Below are 18036 nucleotides of genomic sequence, written 5' to 3' on the forward strand. Positions count from 1 at the left end.
TCTTCGCGGGGTGGCCTGGATGGCCCTTCCCCTGATTCTCGCCGCCTGCGCCAGTACTGGCGACGGCACGCGGGACATTCCACGCGATGCCGGCAAGAATCTGGTCGGCGAAGCCTGCACCCTGACCGAAACCGCCCCGACGGGTGCCGCGCGGCGCGGTTTCACCATCCAGTGCGGCAGCTGGCAGCAGCCGTCGGCCCGGCTTTCCGAGGTCGAGAGCGCGTCCGATCCGGCCGCCCTCCTGTCCGGCGGCGCCTGGCGCGGGGAAATCGACACGCGCATGGCCTGCGCCAAGGCGCAGCCCGCGCATTTCGCCGACGGTCTGTCGGGCGCGATGGCGCAGTGCCGTCTGCTGAACGGCGGTTTCCCGACCGTCATCGCCGCCATGGCCAGCGACGACGGCCGCCTGATCCTCGCGGACGGCATTCCGGCTGCCCTGCCCGTCATCGAAAGATCTGCCCTTGCCGCCTTCGGCCGCACCGCCCTCGGCGTGCAGGCAGCGGATTCGCAGGCAATCGAACTCATCCGTCAGTCCACCGGGCGCCCCCTGACCGGGGCAGGTACCCTCGACGTCTATTACGCCGCCATGTCGAAGGCGCAATACGAAGACACGATTCAGGACTTCGCCGCCTCGGAAGACAGTTACCGCGCGGCCATGCTGGCGCAGGCCGAGGCCCTCGGAGCCGACGACCCCGGCGGCGCCGATCCCCTGATGCATGTCGCGCTCGAGATGTCGAACCAGGGCCGCTTCGACGACGCGGGTCCGCTGTTCGACGAGGCCCAGCGCCTGGCCACCGCCAACCCCAATCCGGCCAGCCTGCCCCGCCTGCTATCCTACCGGGCGATCGACGCGGCCAACCGCAACAAGCTCGACCTCGCGCTGTCCTACGCCGAACAGGCGACCGAACAGCGGCGCAAGCTGGCGCGCGAACTCGGCGGAGTGCCGGGCGGCGGCGGAGGCGACCTGCTGGTCTTCGCCGGCGCTTCCGCTTCCTCGGTCGCGGTCGACATCGCCCAGAGCCTGCACACGGAGGCGGCACTGCGCCTGCGCCTCGGCGATCTTGCGGGGGCGGCCGACAAGGCCGACGAGGCGCTGGCGATGGCGGCAGGCAGCCGCGCGACGCCGCCCTGGTGGCGACCGCAGTTCCTCGAGACCCGCGCGACCATCGCCAGCGCGGCCGGCAATCCGGCCAGCGCCATCGCCATCCAGGGCGAGGCGGTCAGCCTCTGGGCGCGCATTCTGCCGCAATCGACCCCGGAAGGCCTCGCCCGGCTCGGCCTTGGCCGCCTGCTCTTCGCCGGTGGCGCCGAGGACCAGGCCATCGACAGCTACCGGCAGGGGCTGAGCATCCTCAAGGCCCGCAACGCGGAAATTCGCCCGCGTGACCTGATCGGCTTTCTCGACGTCGCGAGCACCCTGGCTGCGCGTCGGCCGGATCAGGCAGACGGCCTGCGGATCGAGATGTTCGAGGCGATGCAGTTGATGCGCTCCGGCGTGACCAGCCGCACGGTCAGCCTCGCGACCGCGCGGCTCGCGGCCGGCGATCAGGCGGTGGGCGGCGTCATTCGCGCACAGCAGGAGAATGAGCGCAGGCGCTATGCCCTCGTCGCCGAGCTGAACCGCGCCCTCGCCGCGCCGTCCGACCTGCGCGACACGGCGAAGATTACCCGCCTGCGCCAGGATCTGGACACCGTTGAGCGCGAGGGGCGCGGTCTCGACGAGACCCTGCAGGCCGCCTCGTCCGGCTATCGCCAGCTGCTGGCGACGCCGGTCGGCGCGGCCGAGCTGCAAGGCCTGCTGAAACCCGGCGAAGCCGTCGCCGCCTTCGCCAGTTCGGAAAACGCCACCTACGGCTTCCTGGTCGCCGCCGACCGGTTGCGGGTGTGGCGGATCGACATCGGCGACCAGGGCCTTGGCGACGTCGTGGTGTCGCTGCGCCGGGGTGTGCTGCCCGCCGCGGGGGCGAGCGGGCGTTTCCCGGTCGATCTCGCGCAGCAGCTTTATGCCGCCCTGTTCGGTCCGATCGCCGACGATCTCGCCGGCATCGACCGCCTCGTGACCACGGCCAACGGGCCCCTGGCCAGCATTCCCTTCGGCATACTGGTCGTCAGCCCGGGCACGGCCCCGGCGGGCGACTATCGCGGAATCGACTGGATGGTGCGCCACCAGGCCCTATCGGCGGCGCCTTCGGTGCGGGCCTTCGCCGACCTGCGCAAGGTGCCGACCGCCGCCGCCGGCACTTCGGCCCTGATCGGTTTCGGCGACTACCGCCCGCCGCAGGATATCGGCAGCCTGTTCGCCAGCCTGCCCGCGGGCTGCCAGCGCGACCGCAAGGTGCTGGGCAGCCTCGGCGCCCTGCCGGCGACGGCGGGCGAGGTTCGGCGCGTGGCACAGCTCGTCGGCGCGGGTGCCGATTCCCTCCTGCTCGGTCCCGCTTTCACCAAGGAAGCGGTACTGGCCAAGCCTCTGTCCGACTATCGCATCCTCTATTTCGCCACCCATGCCGTGCTTGCCAGCGAGATTCGCTGCTTCTCGGAACCGGCCCTGCTGGCCACGCCGGGCGCGGGCAGCGGCATCGACAGCGCCCTGCTTCGCCTCAGCGATATCCTGAACCTGAAGCTCGATGCCGACCTCGTCGTGCTTTCCGCCTGCAACACGGCGGGAACCGACGGCAAGAGTGGCGGCGAGGCCCTGTCCGGCCTCGCTCGGGCCTTCTTCTATGCCGGGGCGCGGCGTCTGGTCGTCTCGCACTGGCAGGTGCCAGACGACTCCACCGCGGCCCTGATGCTCGGCGTGTTCGACCGCCACGGTCCGGGTGTCGGCGGGGCTGAAGCCCTGCGCCAGGCACAGCTCGCGATGATCGACGGTCGGACGGGCGGCATCGGCGCAAGCTGGTCCCACCCGTTCTATTGGGCCGGCTTCACCGCGATCGGCGATGGCACCGGCGTCAAGGTCCCTTGAGGCGGGCCGACGATCGTGAAATTGGCGGCCCGCTCTGGCCCCTTTGAATAGCGGCTTCCAGCGGCCGACGGCCGGGATGGATGGTCGCCTTCCGCGCCGGAACACCGATCCGCCGACGCGAAATTTTGTAGGTCAACCGAGACAGAAGGAAAACTTCCCTCTGTCTCGGTTGCCCCCCTAGGATATTCATATGTCCGCGTCGCTTCACCATCCGTCGATCCACGATTACCGGCAGCCGGTACCCAGTTGGTGGGCGGCCTCGGCGGGTGTGGCCCCGTCGGCGCCTCGTCTCGACGGTGAGCTGAAGGTCGATGTCGCGGTCATCGGCGGGGGCGTTACCGGCCTCAACGCCGGGATCGCCATCGTCCGCGAGGGCGGCCTGTCGGCGGCGGTGCTCGATGCGGCGCCGATCGGCTGGGGGGCGTCGGGGCGGAATGGCGGCTTCTGCTGCCTCGGGTCGGCCAAACTGTCCTGGCCCGCCATCATCCGTCGCTTCGGCCTCGCCGAGGCGCAAGCCTTCTTCCGGCTGCAAGTCGCGGCCATCGCCCATGTTCGTCAGCTGCTGGCCGAATTCGCCATCGACGCCGAAGCCGGGCCGGAAGGTGAAGCGGTGATCGCCCATCATCCCCGCGCCGTCGAGGGCCTCGCCGAGGAGGCCGCGCTCTATGCCCAGGCCTTCGATACACCATGCCGTGTCCTTTCCCTGTCCGAGGTGAAGGAGCGCGGCCTCTTCACCGCCGAGGCGGCGGGGGCGCTGCTGGTACCCCACGGCTTTCCGCTGCACCCGCTGAAATACGTCCAGGGGCTTGCCCGGGCCGCTGCCGATGCGGGGGTGAAGCTGCATGGCGAAAGCCCTGTCGTCGGCTGGTCGCGGGAGGGGCATCGGCACCGCTTGACGACACCGACGGGCAGCGTGCTCGCCGACCGGGTCGCGGTGGCGACCGCCGGATTCACCCGTGAGAGCCTGCACCCGGGCCTTTCCGGCCGGCTGCTGCCCGTGCTCTCGAATATTATCGTCACCCGTCCGCTGACGGCGGCGGAACGGGCCGAACAGCGGTTCGACACGCTGACCATGTGCGCCGATACGCGGCACCTGCTGCATTATTTCCGGCTGCTGCCAGACGGGCGCCTGATGTTCGGTGCGCGGGGCGGCATATCGGCAGCCCCTGCCGCGGAAGATGCGATGAAGGCACGGCTGCGCGGCGATCTCGCCCGCATGTTCCCGGCCTTCGCCCGGGCCGAGACCGCCTATTTCTGGCGCGGCCTGACCGATCTGACGTTCGATCTGCTGCCCCACTTCGGCACGCTGGACGATGAAAGCGCCCATTTCCTGCTGGGCTTTCACGGCAATGGCGTCGCCATGGGCAGTTTCGGCGGATCGTTGCTGGGCCGGCGCGTCGCCGGTCTGCCGGTGGACCTGCCCTCGCCGGTGTCGCGCCCTCTGCGTCGTTTTCCTCTGCCCTGGTTGCGCCAGACGTATTTACGCGCCGCCTATATCGCCTTTAGTCTTCGGGACGGAGTCGGAAAATGACACCAAGAACGCCACCGGCTTTATTTCCAATCTGAAATCATATATTCCCAATCTGGAAGCAGATCGTGCCCAATGCCTAGCGTCAGGACCAGCCCGGACTCATGAGCCACAAATTCTCACCGGGGCCGCTGCTGCGGGACCGGCAGTGGCTTGTCGATCGTCTCGATAACGCGCTGCCGGGCGGACGCCGCGGCATTCTGGTGATCAAGATCGTCGGCCTGTCGAATATCGAGGATCTGCTGGGCTTTTCGGGCCGCGATCTGGTGATCGAAGGGGTCGGCCGCCGTCTCGGCGAACGCCTGGGCGACGTACCGATCGGACATCTGTTCGCCAATGAATTCTTCGCCCTGATCGAGGCTCCAAGCGGTGACGCCGATGTCTCCGATCTCGTCGAACGCGCGCTGACCTGCACAGCCGAGCCGATCAAGGCCGGTGACGCCTCGGTGCGGGTCGACATCCGGATTGGCGTGGTGTTCTCGCCGGAGCATGGCCACTCCAGTGAAATCCTGTTGTCGCGGGCGATCACCGCGCTGAACGCCGCAGCGCGGCAACGTCAGCCGGTCGTCTATTTCGACGAGATGGTCAATCGCAACGCCAGGGAGCGGGCGGCGACCCACGCGGAATTGCGGCGTGCTCTGACCGAAGGTCAGTTCGAGCTGTATTTTCAACCCAAGGCCGCCCTGCCCGACCACCGGCTGGTCGGTTTCGAGGCGCTGCTGCGCTGGCGCCAGCCCGGCCACGGCATCGTGCCACCGGCCACCTTCGTGCCGCTGGCCGAGGAAACGGGCCTCATCCGCGAGATCGACGTGTGGGTGGCGGAACGGGCCTGCGAAGCCATCATGCGCATCAACAGGGCGCTGAACACCGACTTCAGCGTATCGGTCAACGCCTCGGCCATGGCGCTCGAATCGGGTGATTACATCCGCCACCTGCGCCGGCTGATCGCCGAAAACCATATTCCGGTCGAATGGCTGGAAATCGAAATGACCGAGACCACGATCGGCGACGACACGGTGGCGGCGGCTGCACTGTTGGCGGAATGCCGGGCCATCGGCCTCAAAGTCTCGATCGACGATTTCGGCATCGGCTATTCGTCCCTGCACCGGCTGCGCCATTTCCCGGTTTCGGGACTGAAGATCGACCGCTCCTTCGTCGGGGAACTGGGGCAATCGAATGTCGCCCGGCTGATCATCCGGGCGACCATCGAACTTGGCCATGCCATGGGCCTGCAAATCATCGCAGAAGGGGTCGAGACCCTGGCCCAGGCCGAAGACCTCGCCCTGCTCGGCGTCGATGTCTATCAGGGCTATGTCTTGTCCCGCCCCCTGCCGGAGGCGGAACTGATGCGCTGGATCGGCAATCAGGATCTGGGGACGCTGCTGCTGCGCTGACAGCGCCCCCAGACCTTCAGCCCTTACGCAGGCCCTCCCGGCACGGGCAGGTCACTTGCGGGCGAGCTTGCGCTTCGCCGACTCGTCATCGACCAGCTCGTACCACATGGCGTTGAGGACGGCGAAGGCCGCCGCGAGCGGCAGGCCGAGCATCCAGGCGAAATACCACATTGTCGTTTCTCCTTGTTTCCCGGCCGCTCAGTAGGCGTGACCGCCCTTGCGGGTGATGGACTCCGGCCGGACCTTGCCCCACAGCACCTTGTAGACCCAGGCGGTATAGGCGAGGACGATCGGCAGGAAGATCAGCGTGACGACCAGCATGATGAACAGGGTCATATGGCTGGACGAAGCGTCGAACACGGTGAGGCTGGCCCTGGGATCGGCCGACGACGGCAGGATGAAGGGGAACATCGAGACGCCGACGGTCGAGATGATGCCGAAGATCGACAGTTTGCTGGCCAGCACGGTCAGGCCTTCCTTGCGCGCGCCGAAGCAGACGAAGGTCAGGAACGCACCGCCGAGACCGAGCGCCGGCGCGATCAGCAGCCAGGGATGGGCGCCGTAATTGGCGAACCAGGCCCCGGGCAGCATCACCGCGTCCTTCAGCAGCGGATTGGACGGGCCGGCCCCGTCGACGGCGCTGGTGATCGCATAGCCGTTGACGAAGAAATAGAGGCAGACCCCGCCGAGGACGAAGAGCAGGAAACTGGCGAAGGAGGCGAGCTGGCCATAGGCCCGCGCCCGCTCCGCCACCCGGCCCTCGGTCTTCAGGACGATCCAGGCGGCGCCGTGGGTGACCAGCATGGCGACCGACAGGAGCCCGCACAGCAGGGCATAGGGGTTGAGCAGGCCGAAGAAGGTGCCGTCGTAGAAGATGCGCAGGTCGTCGTCGAGGCGGAAGGGCACACCCTGCAGCACGTTGCCGACGGCGACGCCGAAGATCAGCGACGGCACGAAGCCGCCGACGAACAGCGCCCAGTCCCAGCCGCCGCGCCAAGCCGCGCTATCCCGCTTGCTGCGGTACTTGAAGCCCACGGGGCGCAGGATCAGCGCCGCGAGGATCGCGAACATGGCAAGATAGAAGCCCGAGAAGGACACGGCATAGAGCGGCGGCCAGGCGGCGAAGATGGCGCCGCCGCCGAGGATCAGCCACACCTGATTGCCTTCCCACACCGGGCCGACGGTGTTGATCACCACCCGGCGCTCGATATCGGTCTTGCCGACGAAGGGCAGCAGGGCGCCGACGCCGAGATCGAAACCGTCGGTCGCGGCGAAGCCGATCAGGAGGACGCCCAGCAGCACCCACCAGATCAGGCGCAGGGTTTCATAGTCGATGAGTTGATGGAGGATCATGTCGGTTACTCCGCGGGCACGATGGCAGGCGAGATCAGCTCGGCCTGCGGGTCGGTGTCGTCTTCGGGGCCCTTGCGGATGGCTTTCAGCATCAGGCCCATTTCGATGACGATGAGGACGGTGTAGATGGCGGCGAAGCCGACGATGGTCAGCAGCAGCGTCCCGGCGCCGAGGCTGGAGACCGCGGCCGCCGTCGGCAGCACGCCTTCGATGATCCAGGGCTGACGGCCGAATTCGGCGACGAACCAGCCGAGTTCCGCCGCCAGCCAGGGCAGCGGGATCGCCAGCACGGCGACGCGCAGCAGCCAGCGCCGGGCCAGCAGGTTGCGCCGGGCCGACAGGACGAAGAACACGCCCGTCAGCAGGATGAAGAAGAAGCCGAGACCGACCATGATCCGGAACGACCAGAACAGCGGCGCGACCTGCGGCACCGTATCCCAGGCCGCCTTCTCGATCTGTTCGGGCGTCGCCGCCGCCGGATTGTCGGTGTAACGCTTCAGGAGAAGGGCATAGCCGAGGTTGGCGCCATTGTCCTCGAAGGCGGTCTGGGCCGCCGGATCGACGGCCTTGGCCTTGCCGGCGGCGCGGATCTTCACCAGCGCGTCATAGGCGATCATGCCGCTCCTGATGCGTTCCTCGGCCTTGACCACCAGATCCTTGATGCCCGGCAGTTCCTCGGTCAGCGAGCGGGTGGCGATCAGGCCCATGACGGCGGGGATCTTCACCGCGTAATGGGTCTCGCGCGCTTCCTGGTCGGGGAAGCCGATCAGGGTGAAGGCGGCGGGGGCGGTATCCGTCTCCCACATGCCTTCCATGGCGGCGAGCTTCATCTTCTGATGCTCGTTCGCGAGATAGCCGCTTTCATCGCCAAGGACGACGACCGAGAGCGAGGCGGCGAGGCCGAAGGAGGCCGCGACCGTCATCGAACGCTTGGCAATGTCTATGTGCCGGCCCTTCAGGGCATACCAGGCCGAGACGCCGAGCACGAAGATCGAGGCCGTGACATAGCCGGCCGAGACCGTGTGGACGAATTTCGCCTGCGCCACCGGATTGAACAGCACCTCGAAGAAATTCGAGACTTCCATCCGCATGGTCTGGATGTTGAAGGTCGAACCCACCGGGTTCTGCATCCAGCCGTTGGCGATCAGGATCCACAGCGCCGACAGGTTGGAGCCGAGCGCCACCGCCCAGGTCGCGGTCAGATGCCCGACCTTGGACATGCGGTCCCAGCCGAAGAAGAACAGGCCGACGAAGGTCGCCTCGAGGAAGAAGGCCATCAGGCCTTCGATCGCCAGCGGCGCGCCGAAAATGTCGCCGACATAATGGCTGTAGTAGCTCCAGTTCATGCCGAACTGGAATTCCATGACGATGCCGGTGGCGACGCCCAGCACGAAGTTGATGCCGAACAGCGTGCCCCAGAATTTCGTCATCTGCCGCCAGATCGGACGCCCGGTCATGACATAGACCGTCTCCATGATGGCGAGCAGCACGGACAGCCCGAGCGTGAGCGGTACGAAGAGAAAGTGGTACAGCGCCGTCATGGCGAACTGCAGGCGTGACAGCCCTACGATATCCAGTTCCATGTCGATCAACGCCGGACGAACCGGCGCCCTCCTTTTGAGTTCCCGCCCGTCACCGGGCGAAATGGCTACAGACCTTTTTCCCTCACCACCGGCCCCGGGAGGGCCGGCCAGCACCTTCGCTGTCCGGCCCGTGGGCCGGACGGCATCTCCCCTGGCCGGCCCGCAGGCCGGCCAGCGTATCCCCTAGCCGGCCCGCAGGCCGGCCAGCATGTCGTCATATCCAGGCGTGCCCTTGCGGGCCTCGCGCTGGATGCCACCGCCGCCGACGGCGATCAGCCGGTCGGCCAGTGCCGCCTCGCGGCGCAGATGGGTGGCGATCACCAGGGTCCGGTCGCTCGCGGCCGCGGCGACACGGGCAAGGACGTCGGCCGCGACCGCGCCATCCAGCGCCTCGGTCGGCTCGTCCAGCAGCCACAGCGGCACCGGCCGCAGCAGCAGCCGCGCCAGCGCCAGCCGCCGCCCCTGCCCGCCCGACAGCCCGAGGCCGCCGTCGCCGAGCCTTGTTGCAAGGCCATGCGGCAGGGCACGGATGTCGGCACCAAGGCCGGCTGCGTCCAGCGCGGCCCACAACTCGGCCTCGCTCGCCCCGGCGTGGGCGAGGCGCAGGTTGCCGGCCACCGTGTCGCGGAACAATTCGCTGCGCTGGGTCAGCAGGGCCGAGGGCAGCGTGGCGACATGGCCCGCGCTCTGCGGCAATTCCCCGGCGATGGCCTGCATCAGGCTGGATTTGCCGGCGCCGCTCGGCCCGATCAGGGCGACCCGCTCGCCTTTGGCAATGGCAAGATCAAGGGCGGTCAGGACCGGCGCGGCGGCGCCGTCATGGCGGCAGGTCGCGCCCCTGATCTCGACCGCGAGGCGCTGGTCGAGCGGCAAGGGCACCACCGAAGGGACGAGCGGCGACAGAAGTGTCGGCGCCAGCCGGTCGACGGCCAGCAGACTGCGACCGATCTCGACCGCGCCCCGGCGCAGCGCGGCGAAAGGCTCCATCGCGGCGAGGGCGAGCAGCAGGGCGAAGGCGGCGACCGGCGTGCCGATCGCGCCCTGTTCGACCAGCAGCGCGCAGGCCAGCAGGACACCCACGAGGCCAAGGCAGCCGGCGATGCCGAGCAGGAAACCGGCGCCGCATTCAGCCCGGTTCAGCCGGTCATCGGCCGCGGCGAGATAGGCATCGGCCCGTTTGGCCGCGCCCAGCTGGGCCGGCATCCGCCCGGCGAGCAGAAGATCGGTCTGACCGTCGACAAGGTCGATGGTCCGCACGCGCAAGGCCTCGAGGCCAAGGGCGCGGCGCCGCGCCGCCCGCCGCCCGACCAATGCCGCCAGCAGCGGAACGCCGAGCCCGGCGAACACCAGGAACGGACCGAAGCCGAGACCGAGCCAGCCGTCGATGAAGGACAGCGCCGCCCCGGCGACCAGCGCCGCGCCGACGGCGGCGATGGCGGGCACGCCGAGGCGCAGGTAGAAGGATTCGAGGGCGTCGATATCGCTGGTCAGGCGGAACAGCATCCGCCCGGGCCGGGCCAGCAGGCCGCGCGCCGCCCCGGGCAGGGCATAGGCCCGGAACAGGCGGACCCGCAGGGTCTCGAGCGTGCGCAGGGTCGCGTCATGGGTCACCAGCCGCTCGCCATAGCGGGCGGCGGTGCGCACCAGCGCCAGCAGGCGGATGGCGGCGGCAGGCGCGAAGACATCGAAGACCAGCGCCGTCGCGGGGACGAGACCCGCCAGCGCCGTCGCGGTAATGAACCAGCCCGACAGGCCGAGCAGGGCGATGCCCGCCAACACCGTCGCCGCCGCCAGCAGCGCGCCGAGGGCGAGCCGACCCCGATGACCTTCCGCCAGCAGGCGGAGAATGGCGGGGAGAAGACGAAGCGCGCTCATGACCGTGCCCCCGTCAGGTCGATCTGCCGGTCCATGGCGGCGATCAGCACCGGATCATGGGTGGCGAGGATCAGGGTCCGCCCCTCGGCGAGGGCGAGCAGCCCCGCGGTCACTTCCGCCGCCGTCGCGCGGTCGAGATGGGCCGTCGGCTCGTCGGCGATGACAAGGCCGAGGTCCGGCGTCGCCGCCGCCCGGGCAATCGCCAGGCGAAGCTGCTCACCGCCCGACAGGCCACCGCCGCCTTCGCCAAGATCGCGCGCCGCGCCCGGCCCGGCCACGCCCTGCAACCGGGCCAGCGCCACCGCGTCGAGCACGTCCATCAGACCGATTTCCGGCCGGCCGAGGGCGATGTTGCCCCGCACCGTGCCGGCGAAGAAATGCGGGCGCTGGCCGATCCAGGCGATGCGGGCGCGAAGACTGGCGGCGCTCGCCCCGGTCAGCGCGGTGCCGCCGATGGCGATGCATCCGGCGCCGACCGGGGCAAGCCCCGCGATCAGCGACAGCAGGGTGGATTTGCCCGCGCCCGACGGCGCAGTCAGCGCGACATGCTCGCCGGGGCGGATATTCAGGCTGAAATCCGTGAATACGGGCTTCGCCGCACCTTCGTGGCTGAAATGCAGATGCTCGATCTCTACCCCCGGCACCGGGCCGCTTGCCGCGCCAGCCCTATCGAGGGCACCGGGCACCTCGAGGCCGGGGGCGGCGAGCCGGGCCAGGCTGTCGGCGGCGGCAACACCCGCCGCGCGGTCGTGCCAGACCGCCGAGAGATCGCGCAAGGGCTCGAAGAAGGCGGGGGCCAGCATCAGCACGAACAGGCCCTGAGCGAGGTCGAGCCGGCCGCCCCAGGCGCCGAAGCCAAGCTGGCCGAGCAGGTGGAAGCCGACATAGACGGCGACCATGGCGACACCGAGGGCCGAGAACAGCTCGAGCACGGCGGACGACAGGAAGGCGATACGCAGCACCGCCATGGTGCGCTGGCGCAGGCCCCGGGCGCTGGCCGCCAGCCGCTCGGCCGTCGCCTCGATGGCGCCGAGGCCGCGAATGGTGGCAAGCCCGCGCAGCCGGTCGAGCAGGAAGGCGTTCATGCCGCCCATTTCGACCATCTGGGCTTCGCTCGCCGCCTTGGCGCGCCAGCCGACGAGGGCCATGAAGACGGGGATCAGCGGCGCCGCGGCGAGGAGAATCAGCGCCGCCACCCAGGACTGGCTGAAGACGGCGGCGAGGATGAGCGGCGGCACCAGCGCGACGCGCAGGCGTACCGGCTCGAAGCGCGAAAGGTAGGGCAGCAGGGTTTCCGCCTGTTCGGCCAGCACGGAAGCGGCGAGACCAGCCGGATGGCGCCGGGGATCGAGCGGCGAGCCGGTGGCGAGGCAATGCAGGGCCTCGCCCCGCGCCTCGCCCAGCAGCTGCCGGGCCCGCAGGTACGACAGGCGCGCCCCCGCCGCCTCGGCTCCGGCGCGGAGAACGCCGAGCCCAAGCACGAAACCCGCCAGCACCACGACGGCGCCAAAGCCGCCACCGTCCGCCAGCGCCTGCACGGACAGGGCGAGCAGCGCCGCCTGCGGCAGCCAGATCAGCGCGGCCAGCGCGGAAAGCAGGCTTCCCGCCGACAGACGGCCGATTTTCGGGGCGCGAGGATGGGTCATGGCATCAACCCGCGATCACCCGGCAAGGGGCGGACAGGGACGCGATGACCGACATCGGGGGCGGAGGGTTCATGGGGGTGTTGGCTCCACGCTCGCCGCAATTTCAATTATTATTGAAATTACAGTATGCGCATATGATGACAGGAACAAGCGCAGCGGGCCCTGCGGCATTCTCGTTTGAAGGGTGGATGGATTGGGGTCGGAGCCGGAATGCCGGTCGCCCGAAGATGAATGACCCGCCCGCGATGGCTGCCCGCCGATCCGAAATCGGCGAAACACCCGAGGTTTCGGCAAACCTTCGGCGTTACAGGATGCGGATATTCATCGTGTTACCGGGCACGATCGCCCGCGCAAGGGGAGGACCACGCGGCTGGACGTCGGCGACATGGATCAGGTCCGGCGCAGTGAGGGGCTGCTGGTGCCAGTCGAGATGACCATGTCCCCCGGGCACGACCAGCGCCAGGGTGACGGGGATAAGACCGAGGCCGGCGACGGCCTGGGTGATGCAGACCTGACAGTCATGGCCCGGCAGGGCTGGCGCGGGCCGTTGGCCCGGCGCCTTTCCGTCGATGCTGCAAAGCTCTTCAAGGGCCGCCTGCAGGGCCGCCAGCGAATTGATGCGGCCGCCATGCATCGGCGACAGCGGCGCGATCACCTGCAGGCACAGGGCAAGCGCGGCCAGCAGCGTCATCATGTGACGCCGGCCGATCCGCCGATATGCCGAAAGTGACCGCATGGAATACAATCCGCCGCTGGGATATTTTCGAGGTAAGCCCTCGTCCCGGCTCCCGGCAATGGGACAGAAACGCACAGCGACGCAAGCGCGCAGCGACAGATGAACGCAGCCGCCCCCTCTGCGCGGCGCACAGTTCCGCCCTGCGCCGCGCTCATCGCCAGCCCTATTCCAATTTACATTTTATGATTATATATAATGATACAAACCAGCGGACACGGGACAAACGCCATGGATCAATTCATTTCGCCGACGCTCGGCGGCGCGCTCATCGCGCTCTCGGCCATCCTGATGATGGGCTTGCTCGGCCGCATCACCGGCATCAGCGGCATCCTCGGAAATCTGTTGCCCCCGGCCCCGGCGCGGGGCGGTGAAGCCATGTGGCGCGTCGCCTTTATCGCCGGCCTGCTGGGCGGCCCCCTGCTGCTGCAGGCCTTCACCGGCGACAGCGGCATCGGCGCCCCTGTCGTCGGACTGCCGATGATGATCCTCGGCGGCTTCATCGTCGGCGTCGGCACCGCGCTCGGCTCGGGCTGCACCTCGGGCCATGGCATCTGCGGCCTGTCGCGCCTGTCGAAACGCAGCTTCGTCGCCGTCGGCACCTTCATGGCGACCGGCGTCGCGACCGTCTTCGTCGTCCGTCACCTGCTCTGATCACGGGGATCATCGTCATGGCACGCATCATCGCCGCCCTCGCCGCCGGGCTGATTTTCGGCCTCGGCCTTGCCCTCGCCGGCATGACCGATCCCGCCAGGGTCATCGGCTTCCTCGACCTTGCCGGGGCGTGGAACCCGGCCCTCGCCTTTGTCATGGGCGCGGGCGTCATCGTCACCTTCATCGGTTACCGGCTGGTGCTGGCGCGGCCGAAGCCGGCGCTGGACGCCAAGTTCCAGATCCCGACAAGGACCGACATCGACCTGCCGCTGGTCGGCGGCGCCGCGCTGTTCGGCATCGGCTGGGGCCTCGCCGGCTATTGCCCGGGGCCCGCCCTGTCGTCGCTGATCGCCGGCAATGGTGATGTCTTCGCCCTGGTCGGCGCCATGATCGCGGGCATGATCGTGGTCCGCTTCGCCCGGATGCGCGGTTGACCATGCTGTCGGCGGACGTCTGGCGCTGGCTCGCCCTCGCGGGGGCAGCCATCGCCATCCTTGCCTTCGAGCGGCATCAGCGCCGCCGCCAGACCGCCCGCCAGCGCCATGTCACCATGCGCGAGCGCTGGCTGGATGCCCTCATGGCGCGGCCGGGTCAGGAGATCGTCGCGGTCCAGACCCTGCGCAATTCGCTGATGGCGGCGAGCATCGTCGCCTCGACGACGGTGATCGCGATCATGGGCACGATCAGCCTGGTCGGCCCGGTCGCCGCCCATCTGGCGCTGCGCATCGCCGAAAGCCCCGAGGAAGCGGCGGTGCGCCCGGTACAGCTGACCATCGGCGGCCTGCTGGTCATCGTGCTCTTCTCGGCCTTCCTCTTTGCCACACAGTCGGCGCGCTTCTACAACCACCTGTCCTATCTGGTCGGTTTCGGCGCCGCCGCCAGCGACGACGACCGGGTCACGGCCCGGCATTATGTCGCCCTCGCCGGGCGCTATTACAGCGACAGCCTGCGCACCATGGTCTATCTGGCGCCGCTCGTTGTCGGCCTGTTCGAGCCCATGGCGGTGCTGCCCGGCGCCCTCGCGGTCATCATGGTGCTGGCCTATTTCGACCGGCGGCATCCCGCGGCCTGATGCCCCAAATGAAACGGCCGGGGCATTCCCCGGCCGTTCCGCATTCCAGATCGAGCGGGGCTCAGTTGGCCCAGCCGGGGGTCAGCCCCTCTTCCTCGCCCTCTTCGCCCTCGGCTTCGGCCAGGGCCTCCAGCGTCTCGGGCGCATTGGCCTCGTCGTAATCGTCCTCGTCGTCCGGGCCGCCTTCGCCCTTCACGCGGTCGGCGGCCTTCTGCACCGCCTGATCGAGTTCGATCTGGCTGCACAGGCCAAGGGTCACCGGGTCGACCGGCTTGATGTTCTGGCTGTTCCAGTGGCTGCGGTCGCGCACGGCCTTGATCGTCGGCTTGGTCGTGCCGATCAGGCGGCAGACCTGGGCGTCCGACAGTTCGGGGTGGTGGCGCAGCAGCCAGGCGATGGCATCCGGCCGGTCCTGCCGGCGCGAGACCGGGGTATAGCGCGGCCCCTTGGAGCGGGCGCGCGGCGACGGATTGGTCGATTCGCTGACCTTCATCTCGTAGCGCGGATTGGCCTGCGCCTTGTCCAGTTCGGACTGGTTCAGCTGGCCGTGGGCGACCGGATCGAGACCGACGATGCCCTGAAACACTTCGCCATCGGCGATGCCCTTCACCTCGAGCGGATGCAGACCGCAGAATTTCGCGATCTGGTCGAAGGTCAGCGCCGTGTTTTCCACCAGCCAGACGGCGGTGGCCTTGGGCATCAGGGGCAGGGTCATGTCAATTCTCCACCGTTGCGACCGGCCTTCCGGCCTGCCGCTGCCATGATCATGGCCTTTAGCGATAGGGCTATATAGTCGCGGTGCGCAGCGACGTCAAACCCCGCACGCGACCGGCAACCTCACATCTCCAGCACAATCTTGCCCAGATGATCCCGGTCGTCCATCCTCTCGTGCGCGCCGGCGGCATCGGTCAGCGGGAAGGTGCGGTCGATCACCGGCCTGATCTTGCCCGCCGCCAGCAGCGGCCAGACCCTGGCCTCGAGCGAGGCCGCGATGGCCGCCTTGTCGGCGATGGAGCGGATGCGCAGGGTGGAGCCGGTGATGGTCAGGCGCTTCAGCATGACCGGCATCAGGTTCACCTCGACCTGCGCGCCCTGCAGGAAGGCGATATAGACGAGGCGCCCGCCCGTCGCCATGCAGGCGATATTGCGCGCGACATAATCGCCGCCAACCATGTCGAGGACGACGTCGACGCACTTCTTGCCGGTCTCGGCCTTGATCACCTCGACGAAATCCTCGGTCTTGTAGTCGATCACCCGCTGCGCGCCGAGCGCCATCAGCGGCTCGCGCTTGGCCGCGCCGCCGACCGTGGTGAAGACATGGGCGCCGAGGGCGGACGCCATCTGGATCGCCGTCGTGCCGATGCCGCTGGCGCCGCCATGGACGAGGAAACTCTCACCCGGCTGGAGGCCGCCCCGATCGAAGACATTGGTCCAGACGGTAAAGAAGGTCTCGGGGATCGCCGCCGCCTCGACCATCGACAGACCGTCGGGAACGGGCAGGCATTGGGCAGCCGGCGCGACGGCATATTCGGCATAGCCCCCGCCCGCGAGCAGGGCCATGACCCGGTCGCCGACGGCGAAACGCGAGACCTCGGCCCCCAAGGCGACGATGGTCCCCGCCCCCTCCAACCCCGGGGTCTCGGGCGCGCCGGGCGGCGGCGGATAGACGCCGAGGCGCTGCAGCACGTCCGGCCGGTTGACCCCCGCGGCGGCGAGGCGGATCAGGACTTCGCCCTTGCCCGGTTGCGGCACCGGCAGGCTGACCGGCTTCAGCACCTCGGGACCGCCGGGGCTGGCGATGGCGATGGCGGTCATGGTTTCGGGGACGGTCGACATCGCGCACTCCATGCTATGGTCATCGTTGGTTAGGCGAGGACAAGGCACGAGGCAAGGATGGTATTCGATCCCGACGAGAGGCCGCGGCCGAAAACGGGGGTGGCGATCGAGCCGATCCCCCTCGATCCCCTGTCGATCGAGGATCTGCAGGCGCGGATATCCAGCGCCGAGGCGGAAATTGCCCGCTGCGCGGAAGCAATCGCCAAAAAGAAGGCGAGCCGCGATGCGGCGGCAGCCTTTTTCAAGAGTTAGGCGAAAGAATCTTGTGCGCGCCCGCATGTGGCGGGTTGACGCAGGCATCGCGCTTCAGCATGATCCGGCCAGCAAGTCTGACAGGGACGGCATCACAATAGAACGGGCTGCCCATTGGGCAGCCCGTCGCCATTTGGGGGTATCGCCACCCCGCGGTCCTGGGATCAGGCGGCGTGCTGATGCTCGATCTGCGGGCCGGCCGCGACGGCGCGGGTCTCGATGGCGATCTGGCGCGGCTTCTTGGCTTCCGGCACCTCGCGCACGAGTTCGATGTGGAGGAGGCCGTTCTCGAAACTGGCGTTCACCACCTTGATCGTGTCGGCGAGTTCGAAGCGGCGCTCGAAGGCGCGGGCGGCGATGCCGCGATGCAGATATTCGACGCCGGTCTTGTCCTCGCGCGCCTTGCCGGCGATCACGAGCATGTTTTCGTTCACCGTGACGTCGAGGGCGTCGGGCGCGAAACCGGCCACCGCCATGGTGATGCGGTAACGGTCGTCACCGGCCTTCTCGATGTTGTAGGGCGGATAGCTGTTGGCCGCCTCGTCCATGCGGGCCGCGCTGTCGAGCAGGCGGGACACCCGGTCGAAACCGATGGTCGAGCGCATGAGGGGCGAGAAATCAAAGGCAGAGCGCATCGCAATTCTCCTGATGAGCAAAGGCGAGTTTCGTCTTGCGGCGGGCCCCCCGAAACCGGGCGGACCTGCGCGCCGAACCCCGATCGGGCATCCGGCAACACTCAGGTAGGTGCGGGAAAAAGCCCCTTCAAGGGGGCCGAAAACGAAAAAGGGCGACCCGAGGGCCGCCCTTTTCCAAAACCTGCGCCGCCAAGCGGCGCACTGTGTCCGATGCGCCGCAGAGCGGCGCGGGATCACTTGATGCCGAACTTGGAGAAGCGCTTGTTGAAACGCGCGACCATGCCGCCCGTGTCGATGATGCGCTGGCTGCCGCCGGTCCAGGCGGGGTGCGAGCTCTTGTCGATATCGAGCTTCAACACGTCGCCTTCCTTGCCCCAGGTGGTCCGGGTCTGGAATACCGTGCCGTCCGTCATTTCGACCGTGACGACATGGTAGTCGGGGTGAATGCCTTCCTTCATCACTCTGCTCCTTGACCACGGAACCTGCCGCCGGCCACGAGAAAATCTGATCGAC

Annotated in this window: 17 protein-coding genes; 7 read left to right on the forward strand and 10 right to left on the reverse strand. The window is 68.4% G+C overall.

Annotated elements, in window-relative coordinates:
• Nucleotides 1-19: 19 nt before the first annotated feature.
• The 3 genes from DKG74_RS04645 to DKG74_RS04655 all read left to right on the forward strand — a co-directional run bounded on the left by DKG74_RS04645 (nucleotide 20) and on the right by DKG74_RS04655 (nucleotide 5884).
• Entirely contained in the window at nucleotides 20-2962 is a 2943-nt protein-coding gene (locus DKG74_RS04645) for a CHAT domain-containing protein (RefSeq protein ID WP_165837532.1), read from the forward strand.
• Nucleotides 2963-3152: 190 nt separating this feature from the next.
• On the forward strand, nucleotides 3153-4493 hold the full coding sequence (locus DKG74_RS04650) for an NAD(P)/FAD-dependent oxidoreductase (RefSeq protein WP_109903131.1): 1341 nt from the start codon (nucleotides 3153-3155) through the stop codon (nucleotides 4491-4493).
• A gap of 101 nt (nucleotides 4494-4594) precedes the next feature.
• Nucleotides 4595-5884 (forward strand): putative bifunctional diguanylate cyclase/phosphodiesterase, encoded by a 1290-nt coding sequence (locus tag DKG74_RS04655; protein WP_109903133.1) that lies wholly within the window; start codon nucleotides 4595-4597, stop codon nucleotides 5882-5884.
• A 51-nt stretch (nucleotides 5885-5935) separates the two neighbouring features.
• Here the strand turns inward: DKG74_RS04655 and cydX are convergent, their stop codons facing one another.
• From cydX to DKG74_RS04685, 6 genes are all read right to left on the reverse strand, one after another.
• Nucleotides 5936-6055 (reverse strand): cytochrome bd-I oxidase subunit CydX, encoded by a 120-nt coding sequence (gene cydX / locus DKG74_RS04660; RefSeq protein ID WP_109903135.1) that lies wholly within the window; start codon nucleotides 6053-6055, stop codon nucleotides 5936-5938.
• Between the two features lie 27 nt (nucleotides 6056-6082).
• On the reverse strand, nucleotides 6083-7237 hold the full coding sequence (cydB, locus tag DKG74_RS04665) for a cytochrome d ubiquinol oxidase subunit II (protein ID WP_109903137.1): 1155 nt from the start codon (nucleotides 7235-7237) through the stop codon (nucleotides 6083-6085).
• 5 nt (nucleotides 7238-7242) lie between these two features.
• Nucleotides 7243-8820 (reverse strand): cytochrome ubiquinol oxidase subunit I, encoded by a 1578-nt coding sequence (locus tag DKG74_RS04670; RefSeq protein WP_109903773.1) that lies wholly within the window; start codon nucleotides 8818-8820, stop codon nucleotides 7243-7245.
• 183 nt (nucleotides 8821-9003) lie between these two features.
• Entirely contained in the window at nucleotides 9004-10695 is a 1692-nt protein-coding gene (locus DKG74_RS04675; RefSeq protein ID WP_109903139.1) for an amino acid ABC transporter ATP-binding/permease protein, read from the reverse strand.
• Nucleotides 10692-12341 (reverse strand): thiol reductant ABC exporter subunit CydD, encoded by a 1650-nt coding sequence (gene cydD / locus DKG74_RS04680; RefSeq protein ID WP_109903141.1) that lies wholly within the window; start codon nucleotides 12339-12341, stop codon nucleotides 10692-10694. Before cydD ends, DKG74_RS04675 begins: the two co-directional genes overlap by 4 nt.
• A 304-nt stretch (nucleotides 12342-12645) precedes the next feature.
• A complete protein-coding gene (locus DKG74_RS04685) occupies nucleotides 12646-13035 on the reverse strand; it encodes a hypothetical protein (protein ID WP_109903143.1) in 390 nt (129 codons plus the stop codon).
• A gap of 270 nt (nucleotides 13036-13305) precedes the next feature.
• Here DKG74_RS04685 and DKG74_RS04690 point away from each other — a divergent pair, with 270 nt between their 5' ends.
• From DKG74_RS04690 to DKG74_RS04700, 3 genes are read left to right on the forward strand one after another with little or no spacing between them, the layout of a single operon-like run.
• Nucleotides 13306-13728, forward strand: coding sequence for a YeeE/YedE family protein (locus DKG74_RS04690; protein ID WP_109903145.1), 423 nt, complete (start codon nucleotides 13306-13308; stop codon nucleotides 13726-13728).
• 17 nt (nucleotides 13729-13745) lie between these two features.
• Complete coding sequence (locus DKG74_RS04695) at nucleotides 13746-14162, forward strand: DUF6691 family protein (RefSeq protein WP_109903147.1); 417 nt, start codon at nucleotides 13746-13748, stop codon at nucleotides 14160-14162.
• Between the two features lie 2 nt (nucleotides 14163-14164).
• Nucleotides 14165-14800, forward strand: a complete 636-nt coding sequence (locus DKG74_RS04700) for a DUF599 domain-containing protein (protein WP_109903149.1) — start codon at nucleotides 14165-14167, stop codon at nucleotides 14798-14800.
• A gap of 61 nt (nucleotides 14801-14861) precedes the next feature.
• On the opposite strand, the gene DKG74_RS04705 is transcribed toward DKG74_RS04700, so the two are convergent.
• Nucleotides 14862-15515 carry a DUF1013 domain-containing protein gene (locus tag DKG74_RS04705; protein WP_109903151.1) on the reverse strand — a complete coding sequence of 218 codons (654 nt, stop codon included), beginning with the start codon at nucleotides 15513-15515 and terminating at the stop codon, nucleotides 14862-14864.
• A gap of 122 nt (nucleotides 15516-15637) precedes the next feature.
• Nucleotides 15638-16636 carry an NAD(P)H-quinone oxidoreductase gene (locus DKG74_RS04710; protein WP_109903153.1) on the reverse strand — a complete coding sequence of 333 codons (999 nt, stop codon included), beginning with the start codon at nucleotides 16634-16636 and terminating at the stop codon, nucleotides 15638-15640.
• A gap of 57 nt (nucleotides 16637-16693) precedes the next feature.
• Between DKG74_RS04710 and DKG74_RS04715 the strand changes: the two genes are divergently transcribed.
• The gene (locus DKG74_RS04715) at nucleotides 16694-16888 is read left to right on the forward strand and encodes a DUF1192 domain-containing protein (RefSeq protein WP_109903155.1); all 195 of its coding nucleotides are present in this window, start codon (nucleotides 16694-16696) and stop codon (nucleotides 16886-16888) included.
• A gap of 164 nt (nucleotides 16889-17052) precedes the next feature.
• Here DKG74_RS04715 and DKG74_RS04720 read toward each other — a convergent pair whose 3' ends face one another.
• Nucleotides 17053-17523 carry an Hsp20 family protein gene (locus DKG74_RS04720; RefSeq protein WP_109903157.1) on the reverse strand — a complete coding sequence of 157 codons (471 nt, stop codon included), beginning with the start codon at nucleotides 17521-17523 and terminating at the stop codon, nucleotides 17053-17055.
• A gap of 233 nt (nucleotides 17524-17756) precedes the next feature.
• The gene (gene rpmE, locus DKG74_RS04725) at nucleotides 17757-17981 is read right to left on the reverse strand and encodes a 50S ribosomal protein L31 (protein ID WP_109903159.1); all 225 of its coding nucleotides are present in this window, start codon (nucleotides 17979-17981) and stop codon (nucleotides 17757-17759) included.
• Between the last annotated feature and the right edge of the window lie 55 nt (nucleotides 17982-18036).

This window comes from Zavarzinia aquatilis (assembly GCF_003173035.1).
GTDB lineage: Bacteria > Pseudomonadota > Alphaproteobacteria > Zavarziniales > Zavarziniaceae > Zavarzinia > Zavarzinia aquatilis.

What these genes read in the sequence shown, in the direction of transcription:
- cydB (WP_109903137.1), bottom strand. Translation starts at nt 7,237, where the DNA reads ATGATCCTCCATCAACTCATCGACTATGAAACCCTGCGCCTGATCTGG.
- rpmE (WP_109903159.1), bottom strand. Translation starts at nt 17,981, where the DNA reads ATGAAGGAAGGCATTCACCCCGACTACCATGTCGTCACGGTCGAAATG.
- DKG74_RS04650 (WP_109903131.1), top strand. Translation starts at nt 3,153, where the DNA reads ATGTCCGCGTCGCTTCACCATCCGTCGATCCACGATTACCGGCAGCCG.
- DKG74_RS04675 (WP_109903139.1), bottom strand. Translation starts at nt 10,695, where the DNA reads ATGAGCGCGCTTCGTCTTCTCCCCGCCATTCTCCGCCTGCTGGCGGAA.
- DKG74_RS04720 (WP_109903157.1), bottom strand. Translation starts at nt 17,523, where the DNA reads ATGCGCTCTGCCTTTGATTTCTCGCCCCTCATGCGCTCGACCATCGGT.
- cydD (WP_109903141.1), bottom strand. Translation starts at nt 12,341, where the DNA reads ATGACCCATCCTCGCGCCCCGAAAATCGGCCGTCTGTCGGCGGGAAGC.
- DKG74_RS04690 (WP_109903145.1), top strand. Translation starts at nt 13,306, where the DNA reads ATGGATCAATTCATTTCGCCGACGCTCGGCGGCGCGCTCATCGCGCTC.
- DKG74_RS04670 (WP_109903773.1), bottom strand. Translation starts at nt 8,820, where the DNA reads ATGGAACTGGATATCGTAGGGCTGTCACGCCTGCAGTTCGCCATGACG.
- DKG74_RS04685 (WP_109903143.1), bottom strand. Translation starts at nt 13,035, where the DNA reads ATGATGACGCTGCTGGCCGCGCTTGCCCTGTGCCTGCAGGTGATCGCG.
- DKG74_RS04695 (WP_109903147.1), top strand. Translation starts at nt 13,746, where the DNA reads ATGGCACGCATCATCGCCGCCCTCGCCGCCGGGCTGATTTTCGGCCTC.
- cydX (WP_109903135.1), bottom strand. Translation starts at nt 6,055, where the DNA reads ATGTGGTATTTCGCCTGGATGCTCGGCCTGCCGCTCGCGGCGGCCTTC.
- DKG74_RS04700 (WP_109903149.1), top strand. Translation starts at nt 14,165, where the DNA reads ATGCTGTCGGCGGACGTCTGGCGCTGGCTCGCCCTCGCGGGGGCAGCC.
- DKG74_RS04710 (WP_109903153.1), bottom strand. Translation starts at nt 16,636, where the DNA reads ATGTCGACCGTCCCCGAAACCATGACCGCCATCGCCATCGCCAGCCCC.
- DKG74_RS04705 (WP_109903151.1), bottom strand. Translation starts at nt 15,515, where the DNA reads ATGACCCTGCCCCTGATGCCCAAGGCCACCGCCGTCTGGCTGGTGGAA.
- DKG74_RS04655 (WP_109903133.1), top strand. Translation starts at nt 4,595, where the DNA reads ATGAGCCACAAATTCTCACCGGGGCCGCTGCTGCGGGACCGGCAGTGG.
- DKG74_RS04715 (WP_109903155.1), top strand. Translation starts at nt 16,694, where the DNA reads ATGGTATTCGATCCCGACGAGAGGCCGCGGCCGAAAACGGGGGTGGCG.
- DKG74_RS04645 (WP_165837532.1), top strand. Translation starts at nt 20, where the DNA reads ATGGCCCTTCCCCTGATTCTCGCCGCCTGCGCCAGTACTGGCGACGGC.